The sequence below is a fragment of the Mesorhizobium sp. L-8-3 genome (genome assembly GCF_016756615.1).
GTDB lineage: Bacteria > Pseudomonadota > Alphaproteobacteria > Rhizobiales > Rhizobiaceae.
The window spans coordinates 5,058,045-5,078,579 of record NZ_AP023262.1 but is presented as its reverse complement, the minus strand read 5'-3'; the positions used below and the strand labels follow the sequence as shown (position 1 = coordinate 5,078,579).

Sequence of the window (20,535 nt, the reverse complement as noted above, 5' to 3'; positions counted from 1 at the left end):
TGCTGGCACAGCCATACCGGATCGCGCTCAGGGAGCATGCCGTCAATGTCGAGCAATAGTGGTGATCTTGGGAATGATCTAACTTACGAAAGATGGGCTGAAAATCGGCAATCGTGAAGCAGGATCAGTGATGTAGCAAATCAACTGATCGCACAAAGCCGAATTCTTATGGATTGTCTCTGGCAGATTATTTTAATGAGCTTGAAAAGCAGATGACGCAGGAAGGTGTGCCGATTTCGAGCCATAGATTCTCAACAGAGTCTTTCAGGCCGCACGAACAGTTTGACGCCTGGTGTGCGTTCAGCAAGGGAATGGCCGATCTTGAACCTGACGGGCCGCGCAGCGCAGGCTTTCTTGCGAGCTCGGAACTCTATCAATTGGGGTCGATATTCCTGAGCAATTATGCGCTGCCGCCCATGATGGTCGACTATGGTAGCAATGTCGTTCGTCGGTCACAGCTTGATCACTGGTGTTTGGCTGTAGTGACCCGGGGAAGTGTTGCGGTCGATAGCGACCGAAAAGGCTTCGAATCGAAGGCCGATGACCTCGTTCTTTACTCTTACGCGACACCCTTTGTCGCGAAAATGGAGGTTGCGGAGTATTCCAGCCTGTTCTTCAGTCGCGATGACTTCTGGGATGTTGCAGATGAGCTCGACCGGGCCTCGCAATTGCGCGTCATGGGGCCGCTGTCTCAAATCATCGCCGATTTTCTCCTGTCCGTGAAAGACCGAGCACACATGCTGACGGTCACGGATGCGGCTGCCGTGACCGAGGCTTTCGGGGCACTCGTCAGGGCAATGGTTCGTCAGACGCCGACAACCCTGGAGGCCGCCAGGGCGCCGATCGCGGCAATCCAGTTCGATCGGGCACGGCGTTTCATCGCCGAGAATCTGAAATCGCCCGATCTCACGCCGGACATGATCTGCGCGCGCCTCGGTCTATCCCGGCGCAATCTCTACTATCTCTTCGAAAAGCACGGCGGCGTTGCAACATTCATCAAGAACCGCCGATTGGCGGCGTGCCAGCATGCCCTGGCGAAATCGAGCGAGCGCAAGCTGATCAGTTCGATCGCCTACGAATACGGCTTTACCAACGCCACCGCCTTCAGCCGGCAATTCCAGGCGCGATATGGTTTCAGGCCGAGTGAAGTGCGTTCCGCCTATATCAACGGCCACAATGCGCAGGTCGCCGCGGGGAATACTTTTGTCGATTGGCTGATGCGCGTTTGAAGGGGCTGAGAAAATTATCGGCCAATCTTCTTGCCCGGTGCGCCAGACATCGAGTTGCTCGTTTACCTGCATGAATTTTGTGAGAAGTGACGGCTCGAAATCGGCTTCTGGTCACGTGTGAGCGCACAGCGCGCGAGAATCTCGACATAGGCGCTCCCTCGAGTTGGCGCTACAAGGCAATTCCTCTCTGGCGACCCAATTGCCATGACACAGAGCCGCCCTGCACAACGCCCATGACCTCCCGGCCGAGCTGTCGGTCGATGACCGGCCGCCACGGAACCATCATGAACTCATGGCTCTGCTCGACCAGGGCGAACTTGCCGCTCGATAGCTGCACGGTGCCGGTGAACTTGCCGGAGACGGTCTCGCCATCGGTCGCGGCGCGGAACGGCAGGCCCTTGCTCGCGGCCAGCTCGCCGCCGATGCGTTCGATCTCCCGCGCGCGCAGCTTAGGCGTCATTCGTTGATTGATGAATCGATTGTGATGACGGGCGGTTGGTTGTGGGATTCCGTTTGTGGGGAGCGGGTTGTAGCGTCTCGGTGTGATCGACGAATCAGCCATTCGCCAACGGTTTGAGACGCTTCGTCCAGTGCTCGACGAGCGGTCTCGGCGGCGCTTTGCGGCGGCAGAGGCGCTGGCGGCGGGGCGCGGAGGGATCGCGGCGGTGGCGCGCGCCACCGGCATCGCCCCCAGCACCATTGGCCGGGCGCTGCGCGAGGTGCGCAACGGCGAGGTGATCGATCCTGGGCGGGTGCGCCGGCCCGGGGCTGGCGGCAAATTGAAGAGCGCAACGGATCCGAGCCTGATTGACGATCTGCGGGCGCTGGTCGAGCCCGACACGCGGGGCGATCCCCAGTCACCTCTGCTTTGGACCTGCAAGAGCCTGAGCAAGCTCGCCCATGCGCTGTGCGACATGGGCCATCAGGTCGGCCGCACACTGGTGTGGGAACTCCTGCACAAGCTCGGCTATCGGCTGCAGGCCAACCGCAAGACACGCGAGGGGACAAACCATCCCGATCGCGACGCCCAGTTCCACTACATCAACGACCAGGTGAAGGCGGCGCTGGCCGCCGGCGAACCGGCGATCTCGGTGGACACCAAGAAGAAGGAACTGGTCGGCGACTTCAAGAACGCCGGGCGCGAATGGCATCCCCAAGGCTCGCCGCCGCAGGTGCGGGTACACGACTTCGTCATCCCGGAGCTCGGGCGCACCGTCCCCTACGGCGTCTACGATATTGCCGACAACACCGGCTGGGTCAGCGTCGGCATCGATCACGACACGGCGGCCTTCGCGATCAACGCCATTCGCAGTTGGTGGGTGCAAATGGGCCGCGAGCGCTACCCCGACGCTACGCGCCTGACGATCACCGCCGACGGGGGCGGCAGCAATGGCTCACGGGTGCGGTTGTGGAAACGGGAGTGTCGAAAATTTTGTGCGTGAGGCCATGATGATGGAAAGGAGAGAATCATCACATGGCTATCGAGAAAGAACTGCTGGATCAGCTGCTTGCCGGTCGTGATCCGAGGGATTTGTTTGCCAAGGACGGTCTGCTCGACGACCTGAAGAAGGCGCTTTCGGAGCGCATTCTGAACGCCGAGCTCGACGAGCACCTGGCGGACGAAGGTGCCGACGGCAACGCCAATCGCCGCAACGGGCATTCGAAGAAGACGGTGCTGACGGGGACGTCACAGATGACGCTGGCGATCCCGCGCGACCGGGCCGGCACCTTTGATCCGAAGCTGGTCGCCAAGTACCAGCGGCGGTTTCCCGACTTCGACGACAAGATCATCTCGATGTATGCGCGCGGCATGACGGTGCGCGAGATCCGCGGCCATCTGGAGGAGCTCTACGGCATCGAGGTCTCGCCGGACCTGATCTCGGCGGTCACCGACGCGGTGCTGGAGGAGGTCGCCGAATGGCAGAACCGGCCGCTGGACGCGGTCTATCCCGTCGTCTTCTTCGATGCCATTCGGGTCAAGATCCGCGACGAGGGCTTCGTGCGCAACAAGGCGGTCTACATCGCGCTCGGCATCCTGCCCGACGGCACCAAGGAGGTCATGGGCATCTGGATCGAACAGACCGAGGGCGCCAAGTTCTGGCTGCGCGTCATGAACGAGTTGAAGAACCGCGGCGTCGGCGACGTCCTGATCGCCGTCGTCGACGGGCTGAAGGGCTTTCCCGAGGCGATCAACGCCGTCTTTCCCCAGACCGTGGTGCAGACCTGCATTGTGCACCTGATCCGCCATTCCCTGGAGTTCGTGTCGTGGAAGGACCGCAAGGCGGTCGTGCCGGCGCTCAGGGCGATCTACCGGGCCATGGACGCCGAGGCCGGCCTGCAGGCCCTGGAGGCGTTCGAGGCCGGTCACTGGGGCCAGCGCTACCCGGCGATCGCCCAGAGCTGGCGGCGCAATTGGCAACAGGTCATTCCGTTCTTTGCTTTCCCTGAGGGCGTGCGCCGCATCATCTACACCACAAACGCCATCGAGGCGCTCAACTCCAAGCTGCGGCGCGCCGTCCGAACCCGGGGCCATTTCCCCAATGACGACGCCGCCATGAAGCTGCTATATCTGGTTCTGAACCACGCGGCCGAGGAATGGAAACGACCGCCGCGCGAGTGGTTCGAGGCCAAGACCCAATTCGCCATTGTCTTCGGCGAACGGTTCGTCGGTCGGTGACGAAAACGGGCCTCGCGCACAGAATTCCTGACAGTCCCGTGGAAACTGCAACTGCAGGAACTCGCCGACGAACTGCACATGCCGATCACCGTGTGTCACCTGCCGCCGGGCACCAGCAAGTGGAACAAGATCGAACACCGCCTGTTCTCGTTCATCACCGCCAACTGGCGCGGCAAGGCTCTGGTCAGTCACAAGGTCATCGTCGAGCTGATCGCCGCGACCACCACCGAGGCGGGCTTGACCGTACGCTGCCAACTCGATCCCAACACCTATCCGGCCGGCGTCAAAGTCTCGGATGCCGAGCTCCAGGCAATCAAGCTCAAACGCCATGACTTTCACGGCGACTGGAACTACACCATCGAACCAAATCCCGATCCTACGACGTAGTTATCCGCGGATGACGCCTTAGCGAGAAGATTGCGCCGATAGAGCGTCCCGCCGTTGGGGCCGGGCGTAGCGTCACGCCGGTCGATATGATGCGCACGGCGGCGGTCGATCGCGTCGCGCACCTGCTGGCCGAATCCGGTCGGCGCAAGGTCGGACGTTTCCGCTGACATGAGCCGCCGGTCGAGCCAGGTCGCGCCGTCCGCGCCGATCTGCTGCTCGAGCCGGGCGACCGATAGGATGCGGATATTGGCCTGCCGGTTGCGACCGGCATCATAGGCAGCGGCGCGGTTCTCGAAGTCCTTGGGGATGCGCCATTGCTCGGCGTCGATCCGCTCGACGATCCCGGCGCGGCGCAAGGCTTCGAGCCGGCGCACATGCGCATCGACATATCCTTCATAGTCGCCGCCCGGAACGCGGCCCTCGAACTTTGCCTGTTCAAGATGGCGGCTCGGTCGATAGACGCCGCCCTCGGCGATCCCCGCGATGGTGCGGTCGGACGGGCGGCTCGCGTTCTCGGCCGGGCCGATCTCGACGACGCTGCCGATCCGCGCATCCTCGACGCGGGCCGGGTCGAGGCCGGCGACATAATGAGTGCGCCCGTCGATGCCGTCGACCGCGACGGTCAGGTTCTCGCCCAGCTCGTCGGTCAGATATTTGTCGACGACGCGGCCGGTGATCGGGACTTCGGGCGCGGCATCGTGAATCTGGAAGGTCATCGGATCGCGCTCCGTGCCGTCGGCCTTCAGCGCCTTGTGCATGTTTCGGATGATGTCGCCGCGCTCGCCCAGCTCGCGCAGCGCCGGTTCCATCCGCTCGCTGAGTTCCCAGACGCCCGGCGCGTGCTCGGTGGCGAGCCCCATCTTCTCCAGCTTGGCGAGACGGCGCAGGCGAAGCGTCCGGTCGAACTGGCGACGATGATCGGCCGGCTCATGGCGCAGGTCGAGGAAGCGGTCCTCGGCTTCCTCGGTCATGGCGCGGTCGATGTGCGTGTAGCGGTCCTGACCGATCTCGGCCGAGAGCTTGCGGCTCTGCTCGATCTCGGTGACGGGGCCGAGTTCAAGCGTCGCCAGATCGCTCGCCCGCTAGCGGATGCCGTTGGCGAGATAGTCGCCGTTGATGACGAGGTTCTGGCCCAGCTCGTCCACGCCGCGCACGATGACATGGACATGCGGATGGCCGGTGTTGTGGTGATTGACCGCAACCCAATCGAGCTTCGTGCCGAGATCGGTTTCCACCTGGGCCATGAGGTCGCGTGTATAGGCGGTGAGGTCGGACAGGTCCGCGCCGTCCTCGGGCGAGACGATGAAGCGGAACTGGTGGCGATCGTCCACGCCGCGCTCGACGAAGGCAACGCCATAATGCATTTGCCGCATAAACATTGCCAGTTTATGCTCTTCATTCATGAACATTCAGGATATTCAAGCGTTTGTTGCGGTGGCAGAGACGGGTTCGGTCAATCGTGCTGCGGTCCGCCTCAATCTGACGCAGCCAGCAACAACGCGACGTATTCAGAATTTTGAGGCCGCCCTCGGCGGAGACCCTTTATTCGATCGCTCGGTGAAGCCAGCGATTCTGACAGCGTATGGGAACCACGTGCTCGAATATTGTCGGCGTGTTCTCGTCGCTGTCGCGGAGCTGGAGGCGTGCGCGACAAGCGCCACCAATCCTGCCGGCGAACTGAGGGTGGGCGTGGCTCACGGGTTGGCCGAAATGGTTCTGACGTCTCCGCTCGATGCCGTGCGGCGATCGTTCTCCCTGATTCGGATGCAGGTCAGCTCAAACTGGAGCGTCGGTTTGATCGAGGAAGTCCGCGGCGGCGCGATCGATTGCGCCGTTGGATTGTTGACGGACGCACATACGGTGCCAACCAGCCTGTTGCGCGTTTCCCTGGGGAGCGAGCTGGTGGTCGTCGTCTCTTCTTCGAGAACCTCGAACAGGCGAGACGGCAGCCCCTGGCGGCTGCGTGATTTGTCGGAAGAGGGCTGGTTCCTCAATCCCCGCGGATGCGGCTGCCGTGCCGCGCTGGAGCGGGCGTTTGACAGGCACAACCTCCTCATTCAGGTAGCGGCTGAAGTCTTCGGCGAAGACCTCCAGCTGTCGCTCCTTGCCCACGGTGGCGGGCTGGGGCTCGTGCCATACCGGCAATTTGAACGAAGCCCATACCGGACCCACCTGCAGGCCCTCAACGTGGCGGACTTCCAAGTATCCGCGACGGTGACATTGATCCGGAACGCGGTTCCTGGTCGCTTCGACCCAGCGATCGAGCTGCTGGCGAAGGAGATGAAGGCCAAGCTCGATCATAATTGAAGAACATAATCATAATCTGCAATATGCATTTGATTGATGCCTTTCTGCCCCCCAATAGTGCGCTTGTTGCGCAGGGAGGCGGTCTAGATCGCGACGACGCGAGCCCGCGCTTTCACTTCGTTTGCAGAGGCTAATGTTCCATGATCGTCGCAGTCTTTCGATCCCGTCTCAACGCGCAGGCTCAAGAAGAATACGGCGTGATGGCAAAGCGCATGGGTGAGCTGGCGCGCACCGTTCCCGGCTACGTGTCTCACAAAGGGTTTGTCGGGGAGGACGGTGAAAGAGTGACCATCGTGGAGTTCGAATCCGAGGAGGCGCTTCGCGAATGGAAAAGCCATCCCGAGCACATCGAAGCCAAAAGGCTTGGCTTCACGAAGTTCTTCAGCAGCTTCAACTATCAAATATGCAACGTTCTTCATGCCCGCGCATGGGAAAGTAAGGTCGGCGAGAAATGACGCTCTCGCCTCACGCATCGAGTGCTTCGGGTATCCGTCGGCCAATCACCGCTTCAGGCTTGATCGACTGTCACCGTCGTCTGGCTGACGATGCGCGAGATGATGCGATCCATCGAGCCATCGGACAGGGCATGCTCAAGCTGCTGCCCTGCATGCCGCGAAAGCTCGCAAGCCGCACGAAAGGGAGTCTCCATTGCAACTCGACCACCTGACAATCATTGCCCCCACCCTGGAAGCAGGCGCTGAGCATGTCCGCAATCTGCTTGGTGTCGACATGCCGTTCGGAGGCAACCATCCAGAGATGGGAACCCATAATCTGCTCGTGCGCTTGGGCGATGATGTGTTCCTGGAGGTCATAGCCATTGATCCGGCTGCGGAAGGTCCCGGACGCGCTCGTTGGTTTGACTTGAGCGATCCGGCCGTTGTCAAACATGCGTGGGATGCCGGGCATCGTCTTCGAGGATGGGTCGTCCGGACGAGTAACATCGACACAGTCCTTTCTGCTCATGGAGCTATCCTTGGGCAGAAAATACGAGTGTCGCGCGGGGGGCGTATCTGGTCCTTCTCGATGCCTTCTGACGGATCATTGCCGATGGACGGCGTCGCACCATCAGTTATCGATTGGGGGGCGCAAGGACATCCTGCCATGACGATGACGAACCTCGACCTGACACTTGTCGAGTTCGTGATCGAGCACCCGGATCCGACTGCGGTCAAAACCCTCTATCAACGGCTTGGCCTCCAAAACCCGCCGCGTATTCGGAAGGGGGAGCAGCATCGCTACCGAGCCGTGATCAAGACCTCCGCCGGGTTGCGAGAGTTGTATTAGCCATCGCGAGGCTGTTCGGAGATGGTTTCCTCTCGCTATCGGACAGAGCTTCGACCGAGAGTCCCGGCCGTCCACGTCATCTCCTGCGCGCGACGATGTAGGGCCGGCCGTCGCTACTCCCGGTTGCGTGGCTTTCAACAGCGAGGATGTCGAAGCCCGCGTCAAGCAAGAGCTGATCCAGTTCCGTCGCCCGGAAGATGCTTACATGAGGCGCCTTTCCGATCGCTCGCATCGCGGGCAACAGGACGAGCCGGATGAGCGGGTTCATGTCCCCGAGGCACGGCGTCTTGGAAATGAACAGGCCTTCCGGCGCAAGCAGTGCATGGATGCTGCGCAGCGTGCCCGGCACGTCGCGCACCAGATGGAGATAGTTGAAGCCCAGAACCGCATCGAACCGGTGCACCTCATGCGCAAGCGCCTCTGCGGTCGCAACGCGGAAGGCAAGCCCGGCGACAGCGCCGGAAGCGTTTTTCTCTTCGGCTATCTCGATCATTCCGGCAGAAATATCCGTCGCAACATAGCTTTGCACGCTGCCTGCAAGACGGAGCGCCGTCGTGCCCGTTCCGCAACCCAGTTCCAGCACCCGGTCATCCGGTCCCAGGAAGGCGCGGGTCCGCTCCAGCGTGCGTTCATATCCGGCCTGATCCTTGATCGCAGCCTTGGCGTATTTTCCTGAAGACCGGTCCCAGAAACGGGCGTCGCTCGCTGTGCTCATGGTGAAATGCTCCTTGCTGAGCGGCTTACCATATGCACATAAGAAGAAAATTGCCGAAAATCGCACCAATGATATACGAAAACGCATGAAAGTCATCGACTGGAACCACATTCGCGCATTCCACGCGACCGCCACGGCCGGATCCCTGTCGGCTGCGGCACGCGAGCTCGGCTTGACCCAACCTACGCTGTCGCGGCAGGTCCTGGCGCTCGAGGCCGATCTTGGCGTGCCCCTGTTTGAAAGGCGCGGCCGCAAGCTCGTGTTGACGCAGACCGGGCTGGAACTGCTCGATCATGTCCGCGTCATGAGTGACGCCGCGGACTCCGTTGCCCTGGCCGCAAGCGGTCGGGTGCAGGAGATCAGCGGGCGGGTCTGCATTTCCGCAACCGATACCTACGCCGCCTACATTCTTCCCCCGATCGTCGAGCGCATCAGGTCGGAAGCGCCGCAGATCACGATCGCGATCGTCGCCTCAAATGGGCTCAGCAACCTGCACCGCGGGGAAGCGGACATCGCTATCCGTCATGTGCGGCCCGATCGGTCCGGCCTGGTCGGCCACCATGTCCGCGATACGCTGGCGTGCTTCTATGCGTCCGAAGGCTGGGTTGCCCGAAACGGCTTGCCGGAAGGCCCGGCCGATCTGGCCAGGGCGGGACTGATCGGATTCGACGACGCTGTGCGCTTTTCCGGCTACCTTCGCGAGATCGGCATTCCGGTTGAAGCCGCCGATTTCAGGCTGGTCTCGGATTCTTCGGTTGCTGTGTGGGAAATGGTCAGGCGGGGCATTGGCGTGGCGGCGATGCTGCGCGAAGTGGCGGAACGGACGCCTGGAGTGGTGAGGCTCCTGCCTGATATGACGCCGGTTCCCGTGCCGATCTGGCTTGTTACCCACCAGGAACTGCAACCCAGCCCCCGCATCCGCGTCGTCCAGAAAATTCTGGCCGAGGAACTGGCGCGCATCTAGCATCACGAGCCGGGCGGCCGACACCGCCCGACTCGGCCGGCGGATGGGCGGGGTCAGAACACGCTCGGCACGACGTTGCGGGCGGTCGTGTTCGCGACGAAGTCGTCCGGGCGCTTCTGGCGCTTGCCAAGCTTCGGCTCGTCGAACTTGATCCGCTTGTAGGGAATCGACTTCAGGATGTGGGTGATGCAGTTGATCCGCGCCGACTTCTTGTCGTTGGAGTCCACGATCCACCAAGGTGCATGCGGCGAATCGGTCGCGCGGATCATCTCGTCGTAGGCCCTGGTGTAGTCCCACCAGCGACGGTAGCTCTCGATGTCCATCGGGCTCAGCTTCCACTGGCGAACAGGGTCGTCGATACGCTGGCGGAAGCGCCGCTCCTGCTCCTCCTCGCTGACGTCGAGAAAGTACTTCAGGAGCATGATGCCGCCTTCGACGATCAGTCCCTCGAGGTGCGGGACCTCCTGGAGGAACCGGGTGATCTTGTCCTCGGGGGTAAAGCCCATCACCCGCTCCACGCCGGGGCGGTTGTACCAGGAGCGGTCGAAGATCACCACCTCGCCGGCCGCCGGAAGTTGCGCCATGTACCGCTGGAAGTACATCTGGGTCTTCTCGCGGTCGCTCGGCGAGGGCAGCGCCACCACGCGGAACACCCGCGGACTGACCCGCTCGACGAATCGCTTGATCACTCCGCCCTTGCCGGCCGCGTCGCGGCCCTCGAAGATAATGACGATGCGCGCGCCTGTCTCCTTCACCCAGGCCTGCAGGTGGGCGATCTCGACCTGCAGGCGGGCGATTTCCTTCTCGTAGGCGCGGTTCCGCTCCTTCTTGGTCAGTTCGGCGCCAGTTTCCGCATCCTTGTTCTTCTTGGCCAAAGTCTCCTCCATGTCCGGACGTTTCTTCTACGACGGTTCTATACTACCAGAGGGCAAGCGCTCCCGCGCCCGAAACGCGCGCAAGGCGTCTTCCAGGTCGTCGAAAACCATCGCGGCGCCGATCCTGTCGATCACGCCGGCACGTTCGAGCAACCCGAGCGCTTCGCTGTGGACCTCTGCGAGGCCGAGAGCGAGGCCACGCGCGGCGAACTCGTCGGCGATGCCCGACAGCATGGCGGCGCCGGTGCTGTCGACCTGGGCGATCGCGCTCGCATCCAGCACGAACCACTCGGTTCCGGACGGAAGTTCGGAGGCAATGGCGCGCAGCCGCGCCTTGACGTTGTCGCTGTTGAAGAACAGCAGGCTGCCCTGGACCATGACGAGCGCGAGGCCTGGCTCGGATCGCGCCTCAGGCGAGCGGTGGAGCTTGTAGAAGCCGTCGCGGCCGGGAATGCGCCCAAGCAGCGCGTCGCGGGGATTCGCCCACTTGTAGAGGAGGTAGACGAGGGTTGCGCCGACCGCGATCACGATCCCCTGCAGGACCCCCAGACTGAGCGGGCCAGCCAGGGCGATCATAGCGAACAGGAACTCGATCCGGCTGATCCGCCAGATCTCGCGCAGCGCCTCGACGTCGATAAGGCTGAGGGCCGCCGCCACCAGAATGGCGCCGAGCGCCGGCATGGGCAGGATGCGCAGGGCTGGTCCCAGGAACAGGAGCGCAGCCACGAGCACCGCCGCCGCGACGATCGCTGCGATCTGGCTGCGCCCGCCGACCGTAGAGTTGACGGCAGTCCGGGAATCGGAGGCGGTGACCGGAAACGCGGCGAAGAAGCCAGCGGCGACATTGGCTGCGCCGAACCCCGTCAGTTCGCGGTTAGGGTCGACCTCGTAGCCGCCGCGAGCGCCGAAGCTTCGGGCCGTCACGATGCCCGCGCCGAAGCTGACCAGGAAGATCGAGGCGGCACCGAGCACGATCAGATCGAGCGGGACGCCGGAATAGGCCGGCAGGGCAAGCCGTGGCAGGTCGGTTGGGATGTCCCCGACGACCGCGATTCCGCGTCCTTCGAAATCGAACAGGGCAGACAGCGCGACCGCCAGCACCACGACGACGACCGGTCCGGGCACCGGCAGCTTGCGAAGCTGGACCGCCTGGAGCACGAGGAACATCGCCACGCCGAGCGCAAGCGAGGGCCAGTGGATGAGGCTGGCCTTGCCGACGATCTCGAATATCGGTCGCAGCAGCCCGTCCGATTCGATCTTCACGCCGGTAAGCCGGCCGATCTGGCCGATCATGATCGAGAGCGAGATGCCTGCGAAGAAGCCGGTCAGGATCGGTCGCGAAAGGAAGGTCGCGAGCACGCCCAGCCGCAGCACCCGGGCGATGAGGCAGAGTGCCCCGACGGCGAGCGCCAGCAGTGCGGCCACGGCGACGCGGTCGGCCGTCACCGCCGGCGTCGCAAAGATCGTCGCCAGCACCGCCGCCAGCACCGTCATGGTCGCCGCGTCCGGTCCGACGATGAGTTGTCGCGACGGGCCGAAGACCGCGTAGGCCACCAGCGGCGCGATACTGGCATAGAGACCGGTTTCCGGCGGCAGCCCGGCAATCGCCGGGTAGGCGATGGCGCTCGGCAGCCCCACCGCCGCGATGGCGAGCCCCGCAGAAATGTCGCTCCGGAGCCAGGCGGGTCTGTAGCCCTCGAGGCTCGTCAGCACCGGAAGCCGCCACGCTTGTCCGTCGTTGGCCATTATCTGCGGGTCTCCGATCAGTGCCCGCCCAGGACCAGCGTCTGGATCGGCAGGAGAAGCGCCTGCATCCGCAGGATCATCGCATGCACCACGCCGGTGGCGTCGATCGCGTGGAGCACGAAGGCACGGAAGGCGCCGATGTCGGGGTCCTGCAGCGCGTCATGGTTGCTGGTATAGGCGTTGGCGATGCAGCTGCTGCCCTGGGGCAGGTCGTCGAGCTGGCCCGCAAAGAGCGGCTGCATGATGACGGTGATGGTGCCGGGGCGCGCCATTTGCCCGACATCGACGAGCTGGTCGGTCGGACGGACTTGGCCGCTGGCGATGACGTGCTGGACCTCCGTCACCACCATCGGGACGATGGTCCAGGGCTTGGCGATGCAGGCGACCTCGCCGACCATGCCGGGCCTTATCACCTGCGCCTCGATCTGCCCGAAACCGGCGACGAGGCCCGTGACCTTGCGCTCGGGCACCAGGATGCCGGCGGGCCGGAGCATCGGGTTGACGACATCGCCCGGCCTGAGCGCGAACTGCTGGACGATGCCGTCGGTGCCGGCGACGACGAGGGTCTTTTCGAGATCGACCCGCGCCTGGTGCAGCGCGGCCTCGGCGCTGGCCTTCTGGGCGGGGAGCTGGAAGTCGATCTGCGACACGATGGCCTCCCGGGAGGCTTCGGCGGCGTCCACCAGGCCTTGCTGGGTGTCGACCCTGACCAGCGCCTGCTCGACTTCCCGCTCGGGGATCGCGTTGGGATTGCGCCGGAACAGGTCGGCGCGGGTATCGTACTCGTCCTGCGCCTGCCGCAGAACCCCGCGCGCCTGGGCGATCCGGCCGTCCGCTTCCTTGAGCTGCGACCGGGCGACGACCATGGTGGCGTCGATCTCGGCGATCCGGCGCTTGGCGGTCTCGACGGCCGCCTCCTGCGCGGTGCTGTCCAGCCGGAAGAGGGGCTGGTCCTTTGCCACCTTCTGATTGATCTCGACAAAGGTTTCCGCCACGCGGCCGTTGGTCTCCGGCAGGATGGTGACGGTGCGGAAGATGGAGGTGGCGGCCTTGGTGGAGGGATGGAAATAGAAGATCGTGGTGATCAGGCTGACGGTCAGGATCAGGCAAAGGGTGATCCCCCAGCGCAGTTCATACCAGACGGAGAACAAGGTGATCTCGCGGCCGATCCGCTTGCCCTGCACGAAACGGCGGTAGAGGAAGTCCGGCAGGATCGTCAGTATCGAACAGAGGGTGAGTTCCAGCATGGCTCAGGCCCTTTTCTGCCCGAGCGGCAGAGGCTCCGCCGCTGCGGCCGCCGGAACGGCGGGTTCGTCGGCTTGCGCCGGCACGTCAGGCTCGCGGCGCCCGGCCATCCGCCCCAGCGACTGGGCCATCGAGTTCAGCGGGGTCGAGAAATCAGGCAGCGGGACGAGGGCGAGCAGCAGCGCGGCGATCCAGAACGCATGGTTGTGGGTGAAGAGCGCGATGAGCGCCAGCACCGCGACGATCTCGAACTGCACCTTCTGGCCGCGATGCGCCATCTGCTCGGGAAGCGCATGGAGCTTGAAGTAGAAGATGCCGATACCGACCACGGCGAGCAGCACCACGATGCCCGTCGCCACGAAAAGCACATCGGTCTGCCCGGGTGCCGCGATGAAGAACGGCAGGTGGTGGGGCGCCGCGGGGTTGATCGCTGCTTCGTGTTCCATCAGGCGTCACCCTTCCAAAGAACCGCCTTGGCGCGGTCCCGTGCAGCCCGGCGCGGAATGGTTCATGTCTGAATGATATCAAGAGCCCAAGCATTGATCTTTGTCAAAGGGGCACCGCGGATAGCAGCCTCGACCAGCCGCGGCGCTCCCCGGCTTTCACAATGTGGTACCTGCGCGGGGGTTATCTCTGACGCAGCAGATTGTTTTGTCCTCGGCGGGGCGAGATTTGACGCAAATCAACACCCGGTACGTGGAACGTGATACGCATTGCCTGCTCAGGATCGTTGCCATCAGCGCTTATCGGACGGAGCCGGACGTGAGACGCATATTCGGTGAGGTTCGCGCCACCCCATTGCTTTGGCTCTTGGTGTTCGTTCCGATCGTCTTCGCGGGCGAGCGAGTCTGGCCGGAGCGGCACACCCTGCTGTTCCTGCTCTCGGTCCTCGCCATCATTCCGTTGGCGGCCCTTCTCAGCCGCGCTACGGAATCGGTGGCTGAGCGCACGGGGGATGCGGTCGGGGGGCTGCTGAACGCGACGCTTGGCAACCTGACCGAACTCGTCATCGCCCTGACGGCGCTTCAAGCCGGCCAGCACCTGCTGGTGAAAGCCTCGATCGCCGGAGCCATCGTGACCAACACCCTCTTCATGTTCGGCGGCTCGTTCCTGATCGGCGGCCTCAGGCACCATGAGCAGCAGTTCAACCGCGTAAGCGCCCGCTTTCAGTCGGCTCTGCTGTTCCTCGCCACCGTTGCCCTGCTCGTACCTTCCCTCGTTGCCCAGGTGGATGGCCGGGAGGCGGTCGCCCAACCGCTCAGCCTCGGTCTGGCAGCGCTCCTGATCCTTGCCTACGGTCTCGGGATGGTCTTTTCGCTGAAGACCCACAAGGAGGCCTTCGCAAGCATCGGCCATGGTGAAGCCGGCGAGGCGCCCTGGCCCGTAACGGTTGCACTCGTAACCCTCGCCGTGGTGACACTGCTGGTCGCGCTCGTCAGCGAGATATTCGTGGCGTCAGTGCAGATGGCGGCCGAGACCCTGGGCATGACGCCCGCCTTCGTCGGCTTCGTGGTCGTCGCCCTCGTCGGCGGCGCCGCCGAGATGACGACCGCCTTCGCCGCGGCCGCCAAGGACCGGCTCGACCTCAGCGTGGGCATTGCCCTCGGCAGCGCGGCACAGATCGCGCTCTTTGTGGCGCCGCTGCTTGTGATCCTGAGCTACGTCATCGGGCCGGCGCCGATGAGCCTCCAATTCTGGCCGGGCGCCATCGTGATGATGCTGATCGCGACCATGACGGCGACGCTGATGGCAAACGGGGGACGGTCCGCCTGGTTCGCCGGAGTCATGATCCTGATGGTTTATGCGATCTTCGCGCTGACCCTTTTCCTGCTTCCGCCCGCAGCATAGTGCCGAGGACGCCGACGATCTGGTCTTGGGCCGATCACGACGCTCCCGGGTCCTCAAGTCGAACCCAGGCCACGACGAGTTCGTAGAAGACGGCGAGCACGATCGGTCCGAGAAAGAGACCCACCAGGCCGTATGTGATGGTCCCCCCGATCACGCCGGTCAGGATTACCAGTATCGGTGTGGTCAGGCCGCGCGCGATGAGGATCGGCTTCAGCACGTTGTCGACCAGCATCACTGGCACCAGCACGAGCGTGAGGATCAGGGCCGCGCCCGCGCTCATCGCCGTCCACGCCCATATGATGGTCGGCACGAGGACGGGCGCCGGGCCGATCTGGACAGTGCAGAATATCAGGATCCCGAAGGCGAGCAGACCCGCACCCGGAACGCCGGCGACCACCAGAACGATACCTGCCATCAGCGTCTGCAGCAGAGCTACGCCGATGACCCCGCGCGAGACGTTGCGGATGGTGGCTCCGGCGAGGTCCACGAAATGGGCCCCGCGCGGGGCGACCAGCCGGCCGGCGAACGCCCGCGCGCCCTCCGCAAGCCGGGCCCCAGGCCGGAAGAGAAAGCCCATGATCACCACCGAAACCACAAACTTCAGGATGTCGCCGCCGATCGCAGCGATCTTGCCGAGAATCGTCCCGCCGGCGGGAAGCACCGCTGTCCCGTACCTTTTGAGAGCGTCGTCGAGGCTGGTCGAGGCGAGCGCCCAGGCCTCGTGCGCCTGCTCTCCGACCACGGGCCAGTCCGCCACTCCGGCCGGCGGTGGCGGCACCCTGAGCGTCCCCGCCTGCAGCCCGGCCGCGAGCCACTGCACCGTTTCGACGAGGCTCGCGGCGAGCATGCTGACCGGCCCGAGAATGGTGAGGAGCGCGAGTCCGGTGATGATAGCCGCCGCGAGGCTCTGCCGCCCTCCGAGGCGCCGGGCGAGCCATGCATATGCTGGATAGAGTGCCACCGCGAGCAGCACCGCCCAGATCACCACCGGCAGGAACGGTCGCACCAGCTCGATCGACCAGTAGGCGAAGAGTCCCAGGAATGCCAGGCGAATTACCAGGTCGGTCGCCCGCGCTTCCAAAGCCGGCATGCCACCGCCGGCCGCCGTGGCTTTGCTCGCTTGCCTCATTCTTGTCTGGTCTCCAACAACGGTAGCTCGATGAAACCAGCATATGACAAAAGCGTCCAGACATGAGGAAGTGAGAAAGTTCCTTGGGAGCCCGTCGTCTGATGCTGCCATGCGCCCGATTTTGATGCGCTGAGGAAAACTTCCCGCCGTCTTGGTCGGGGTCATAGGTGCTTTCGTTCTTGTTGAAATCGATCGATCGGCCGCGAACGCTCCGGAGGCGCGCCGCTCCCCGGCCCGCGCCTCGGGCGCGACGCTCGGAAGAGGCATAAAACCCGCCTGCCCCGGCGATCGGAGACATTGGTCGAGCGTGTCGGCGGCAATGTCGATGACGTCCTACAAACGGATGGGTGACAGTCTCGGTCAGAAGCCTTTACAGTGAAAAGGCGAACCCGACGTCGGCGATCTGTAGGCCGCAAGACCATAGGCTCGGTGTATTTTTTCGGAGAGATGGGGCAAATCGATATCAATTCCCGGATCTCGCAACATTGGCTCAGCCTCTGCGACGAATGAAGTCTTCACTTTCGCCCCGACGACTTCGACTGACCCGTGGAACTGAGCCGGCCCGTGCCTTCGCCGCCCCGCTCGGGCACGGGCCACTGTTCGCCCCTCCTGAACGCAGGATCAGGAGGCTGTCGAAGGAGCGCTCGCCGCGGGTCCCCCATGATTCATCAGTTCGGAAGAGATCTATGATGCGGTGCGATGCGGGGCGGCGACAAGAGGACTGCCCGAGCCCGGGCCGTGCCCGCCGAAATGCAATGCTGACGCAATCGAACGACCGTCAGATGTCGGCGGCTCAACCGACTCGCGCCGGATGAGAACAGGTCTTGCCCGAACCGCGACTTGATCCGGACTGTCTCATGGAGGCGACATGCGCCGCTTCATCCTCGGAGGATTGCTCCCAATGGCCGTCTGCACTCTCGCTCACCCCTCACCCGAGGCACTACGTGACGAAGAGATCAGGAAGATCCTGTCCGACCGGGTCGACAGCCAGGCGCAGAGCGTCGGCATCGTCGTCGGCATGATCTATCCCTCCGGCCGCCGCATCATTGCCCATGGCAGGCGCGGCCGCGACGACGCACGCGCCGTCGACGGCGGTACCGTGTTCGAAGTCGGCTCCGTCACCAAGGTGTTCACCGCGCTTCTCCTTGCCGACATGGTGGCAAGGCGCGAGGCGGCGCTTTCCGATGCGGCCGCTGTCGATCTGCCTGCGGCGGCCATTTTGCCCGCGCGAAGCGGCAAGACCATCACCCTGGTCGATCTCGCCACCCACACCTCGGGTCTGCCGCGCCTTCCCGACAACCTCGACCCTGCCGACCCTGCAAACCCCTACGCGGACTATTCAGTCGGGCAACTCTATGAGTTCCTGGCCCGGTATGAACTGACCCGTGAGATCGGCGCCGCCTACGAATATTCCAATCTCGGCTACGGCCTGCTCGGCCACGTGTTGGCCATGGGCGCCGGCGCCAGCTACGAGAGCCTGGTCCGCGCGCGTATCACTTCGCCGCTCAACATGCGCAGTACCGCAGTGGCGCTATCGGCCGACATGCGCGACCGGGCCGCCGTCGCGCATGACGCGACCCTGGAGCCTGTCCCGTACTGGGACCTGCCGACCCTTCCGGGCGCCGGCGCCCTGCGTTCGACCGCCGACGACCTCCTGAACTTCCTGGAGGCGGTGCTGGGATTTCGTCATTCCCCGCTCGCCGCCGCCTTCGCCATCATGCCGGACACGCGTCGACCGATCGATGCGAGCGACGTCGAGACGGCGCTTGGCTGGGTGGTCAGCAGGAAGGGCGGGGACGAAATCATCTGGCACAATGGAGGCACGGGCGGCCATATGGCCTTTGTCGGCTATCGCCCGAAAACGCGCACCGGCATCGTCGTGCTCGCCAATGCTGCCGCACCGGCGGGCTTCGACGACATCGGCCTGCATCTGCTCGACGCGGCCCTTCCGCTGGCAGAGCCGAAGCGGCCGCGCAAGGTCGCCAAGGTCGATCCGAAACTGTTCGACTTCTATGTCGGCCGCTATCAACTCGCTCCTGACTTCATCCTGACCGTTACCCGCCGGGATAATCGCCTCTTCGCGCAGGCCACCGGGCAGGTCGAGGCCGAGATATTCCCGCAGGGCGAGAAAGAGTTCTTCTATAAGGTGGTGGACGCCCAGATATCGTTCGAAACCGAAGCCGGGGGGCGAGCTTTCGGCCTGGTGCTACACCAGAACGGTCAACACCTGTCCGCGTCCCGGCTCGACTGAAAAGTGCGGCCCATCCGTCCGCCTGGCTTTCGCGCCAACGGGCTATGACCACGCAGTCGCGCGGCCCAACGGTCGATCATGTAGGGAAAGCATCGGCCTGAAGATCCGGGGCGATCTTCGGGCCGATGCATGGATCGGTATCCGAGCGAGGCGCGCCTCGTCACACAAGCCGAGATTGCTCCACCGCCGCCTCGATGAAGCTGGCAAACAGCGGATGCGGCTCGAAGGGTCGGCTCTTCAATTCCGGATGGTACTGCACGCCGACGAACCAGGGGTGGTCGGGATACTCCACCGTCTCCGGCAGAACGCCGTCGGGCGACATGCCGGCGAAGACCAGCCCGCATTCCTCGAGCCGGTCCTTGTAGTCGACATTGACCTCGTAGCGGTGGCGGTGGCGCTCCGATATCTGGGTGTCGCCGTAGATCGTCGCGATCCGCGACCCGGCCGAGAGCCTCGCGTCATAGGCGCCGAGGCGCATGGTGCCGCCGAGGTCGCCCGCCGCCTGACGCTTTTCCAACATGTTGCCCTTCAGCCATTCCGTCATCAGACCGACGACTGGCTCCCTGGTCGGGCCGAATTCGGTGGACGAAGCGGCGTCGATGCCGGCCAGCGACCGGGCGGCCTCGATACACGCCATCTGCATGCCGAAGCAGATCCCGAAATAAGGCACCTTGCGCTCGCGAGCGAAGCGGGCGGCAAGGATCTTGCCTTCCGAGCCGCGCTCGCCAAAGCCGCCGGGCACCAGGATGCCGTGCACCTTCTCCAGGAACGGCGCCGGGTCCTCCTTCTCGAAGATCTCGCTTTCGATCCATTCGAGCCTGACGCGGACCCGGTTGGCGATGCCGCCATGGGAAAGCGCCTCGATCAGTGATTTGTAGGCGTCCTTCAGCCCGGTATATTTGCCGACAACGGCGATCGTCACCTCGCCTTCCGGATTGTGGATGCGCGAGGAGACTTCCTGCCAGTGTTCCATGCGCGGCTTGGGCGCCGGATCGATGCCGAAGGCGGCGAGCACTTCGCCGTCCAGCCCTTCTTTGTGGTAGGCCATCGGCACATCGTAGATGTGCGGTACGTCGAGCGCCTGGATGACGGCCGATTCGCGGACGTTGCAGAACAGCGACAGCTTGCGACGCTCTTCCTTGGGAATCGGGCGGTCGGCGCGCACCAGCAATATGTCGGGTGCGATGCCGATGCCGCGCAGTTCCTTGACCGAATGCTGCGTCGGCTTGGTCTTCAGCTCGCCGGCGGTCGGGATGTAGGGCATCAGCGTCAGATGCACATAGACCGCATTGTTGCGCGGCAGGTCGTTGCCCAGTTGGCGAATGGCCTCCAGGAACGGCATCGCCTCGATGTCGCCCACCGTGCCGCCGATCTCGCAGAGTACGAAATCATAGTCGTCGTTTCCGTCGAGGACGAAGTTCTTGATCTCGTCCGTGACGTGCGGAATGACCTGGACGGTCGCGCCGAGATAGTCGCCCCGGCGCTCGCGTTCGATGATGTTCTTGTAGATGCGACCGGTCGTGATGTTGTCGCTCTGGTTGGCCGAGCGCCCCGTGAAGCGTTCATAGTGGCCGAGGTCGAGATCCGTCTCGGCCCCGTCGTCCGTCACGAACACCTCGCCATGCTGGTAAGGCGACATCGTCCCGGGGTCGACATTGAGATAGGGATCGAGTTTTCGCAGACGCACGCGATAGCCGCGTGCCTGCAGGAGTGCCCCAAGGGCTGCCGCAGCGATGCCTTTTCCAAGTGAGGAAACCACGCCGCCAGTGATGAATACATATCGCGCCATGGGAGTCAGGGCTTAGCGCGCCGATTCTGATTCCGCCAGAGAAAAACGATCCGCACCGTCGTTTTCCGCAACCGGCGGAGCCGCGCCCC

At 63.8% G+C, this 20,535-nt stretch carries 16 protein-coding genes and 3 pseudogenes; 10 read left to right on the top strand and 9 right to left on the bottom strand.

The features are described 5' to 3' along the window. The first annotated feature begins 212 nt into the window (after nt 1-212). The gene (locus JN302_RS23540; protein ID WP_202329333.1) at nt 213-1,229 is read left to right on the top strand and encodes a helix-turn-helix domain-containing protein; all 1,017 of its coding nucleotides are present in this window, start codon (nt 213-215) and stop codon (nt 1,227-1,229) included. 169 nt (nt 1,230-1,398) lie between these two features. On the opposite strand, the gene JN302_RS23535 is transcribed toward JN302_RS23540, so the two are convergent. Further along, nucleotides 1,399-1,791 carry a DUF3363 domain-containing protein gene (locus JN302_RS23535; RefSeq protein ID WP_244845841.1) on the bottom strand — a complete coding sequence of 131 codons (393 nt, stop codon included), beginning with the start codon at nt 1,789-1,791 and terminating at the stop codon, nt 1,399-1,401. Between JN302_RS23535 and JN302_RS23530 the strand changes: the two are divergent. The 3 genes and pseudogenes from JN302_RS23530 to JN302_RS23520 form a co-directional block, all read left to right on the top strand. Beyond that, nucleotides 1,772-2,659, top strand: a pseudogene (locus tag JN302_RS23530) (ISAzo13 family transposase); the annotation flags it as partial. The gene JN302_RS23535 and the pseudogene JN302_RS23530 overlap by 20 nt on opposite strands. Nucleotides 2,660-2,703: 44 nt before the next feature. Beyond that, the gene (locus JN302_RS23525; protein ID WP_202310163.1) at nt 2,704-3,906 is read left to right on the top strand and encodes an IS256 family transposase; all 1,203 of its coding nucleotides are present in this window, start codon (nt 2,704-2,706) and stop codon (nt 3,904-3,906) included. A 39-nt stretch (nt 3,907-3,945) separates the two neighbouring features. Continuing rightward, nucleotides 3,946-4,293, top strand: a pseudogene (locus tag JN302_RS23520) (ISAzo13-like element transposase-related protein); the annotation flags it as partial. Between the two features lie 20 nt (nt 4,294-4,313). On the opposite strand, the pseudogene JN302_RS23515 reads toward JN302_RS23520, so the two are convergent. Further along, nucleotides 4,314-5,648: pseudogene (locus tag JN302_RS23515) on the bottom strand (relaxase/mobilization nuclease domain-containing protein); the annotation flags it as partial. 46 nt (nt 5,649-5,694) lie between these two features. Between JN302_RS23515 and JN302_RS23510 the strand changes: the two are divergent. The 3 genes from JN302_RS23510 (at nt 5,695) to JN302_RS23500 (ending at nt 7,884) form a co-directional block, all read left to right on the top strand. Then, complete coding sequence (locus JN302_RS23510; protein ID WP_202305745.1) at nt 5,695-6,600, top strand: LysR family transcriptional regulator; 906 nt, start codon at nt 5,695-5,697, stop codon at nt 6,598-6,600. Nucleotides 6,601-6,740: 140 nt separating this feature from the next. Further along, complete coding sequence (locus JN302_RS23505) at nt 6,741-7,055, top strand: antibiotic biosynthesis monooxygenase family protein (protein WP_202305744.1); 315 nt, start codon at nt 6,741-6,743, stop codon at nt 7,053-7,055. Nucleotides 7,056-7,248: 193 nt separating this feature from the next. Beyond that, a complete protein-coding gene (locus JN302_RS23500) occupies nt 7,249-7,884 on the top strand; it encodes a VOC family protein (protein WP_202329332.1) in 636 nt (211 codons plus the stop codon). A gap of 76 nt (nt 7,885-7,960) precedes the next feature. Here JN302_RS23500 and JN302_RS23495 read toward each other — a convergent pair whose 3' ends face one another. Next, nucleotides 7,961-8,599 carry a class I SAM-dependent methyltransferase gene (locus tag JN302_RS23495; protein WP_202305742.1) on the bottom strand — a complete coding sequence of 213 codons (639 nt, stop codon included), beginning with the start codon at nt 8,597-8,599 and terminating at the stop codon, nt 7,961-7,963. 85 nt (nt 8,600-8,684) lie between these two features. Here JN302_RS23495 and JN302_RS23490 point away from each other — a divergent pair, with 85 nt between their 5' ends. Continuing rightward, nucleotides 8,685-9,563 (top strand): LysR family transcriptional regulator, encoded by an 879-nt coding sequence (locus tag JN302_RS23490; RefSeq protein WP_202305740.1) that lies wholly within the window; start codon nt 8,685-8,687, stop codon nt 9,561-9,563. Nucleotides 9,564-9,616: 53 nt separating this feature from the next. On the opposite strand, the gene ppk2 is transcribed toward JN302_RS23490, so the two are convergent. The 4 genes from ppk2 to JN302_RS23470 are packed head-to-tail and all read right to left on the bottom strand — an operon-like array spanning nt 9,617 to nt 13,875. Beyond that, nucleotides 9,617-10,450 (bottom strand): polyphosphate kinase 2, encoded by an 834-nt coding sequence (gene ppk2 / locus JN302_RS23485; protein WP_202329331.1) that lies wholly within the window; start codon nt 10,448-10,450, stop codon nt 9,617-9,619. 15 nt (nt 10,451-10,465) lie between these two features. After that, a complete protein-coding gene (locus JN302_RS23480) occupies nt 10,466-12,184 on the bottom strand; it encodes a SulP family inorganic anion transporter (protein WP_202329330.1) in 1,719 nt (572 codons plus the stop codon). Between the two features lie 17 nt (nt 12,185-12,201). Next, nucleotides 12,202-13,431 carry an HlyD family secretion protein gene (locus JN302_RS23475; RefSeq protein ID WP_202329329.1) on the bottom strand — a complete coding sequence of 410 codons (1,230 nt, stop codon included), beginning with the start codon at nt 13,429-13,431 and terminating at the stop codon, nt 12,202-12,204. Nucleotides 13,432-13,434: 3 nt separating this feature from the next. After that, complete coding sequence (locus tag JN302_RS23470) at nt 13,435-13,875, bottom strand: hypothetical protein (protein WP_202329328.1); 441 nt, start codon at nt 13,873-13,875, stop codon at nt 13,435-13,437. A 316-nt stretch (nt 13,876-14,191) separates the two neighbouring features. On the opposite strand from JN302_RS23470, the gene cax reads away from it, so the two are divergent. After that, entirely contained in the window at nt 14,192-15,277 is a 1,086-nt protein-coding gene (gene cax / locus JN302_RS23465; protein WP_244741952.1) for a calcium/proton exchanger, read from the top strand. Between the two features lie 34 nt (nt 15,278-15,311). Here the strand turns inward: cax and JN302_RS23460 are convergent, their stop codons facing one another. Then, nucleotides 15,312-16,406: an AI-2E family transporter gene (locus JN302_RS23460; RefSeq protein ID WP_202329327.1), complete on the bottom strand. Its 1,095-nt coding sequence runs from the start codon at nt 16,404-16,406 to the stop codon at nt 15,312-15,314. Between the two features lie 901 nt (nt 16,407-17,307). Between JN302_RS23460 and JN302_RS23455 the strand changes: the two genes are divergently transcribed. Beyond that, nucleotides 17,308-18,657, top strand: coding sequence for a serine hydrolase (locus JN302_RS23455; protein ID WP_202329326.1), 1,350 nt, complete (start codon nt 17,308-17,310; stop codon nt 18,655-18,657). Between the two features lie 160 nt (nt 18,658-18,817). On the opposite strand, the gene JN302_RS23450 is transcribed toward JN302_RS23455, so the two are convergent. Further along, nucleotides 18,818-20,446 (bottom strand): CTP synthase, encoded by a 1,629-nt coding sequence (locus JN302_RS23450; protein WP_202305731.1) that lies wholly within the window; start codon nt 20,444-20,446, stop codon nt 18,818-18,820. Between the last annotated feature and the right edge of the window lie 89 nt (nt 20,447-20,535).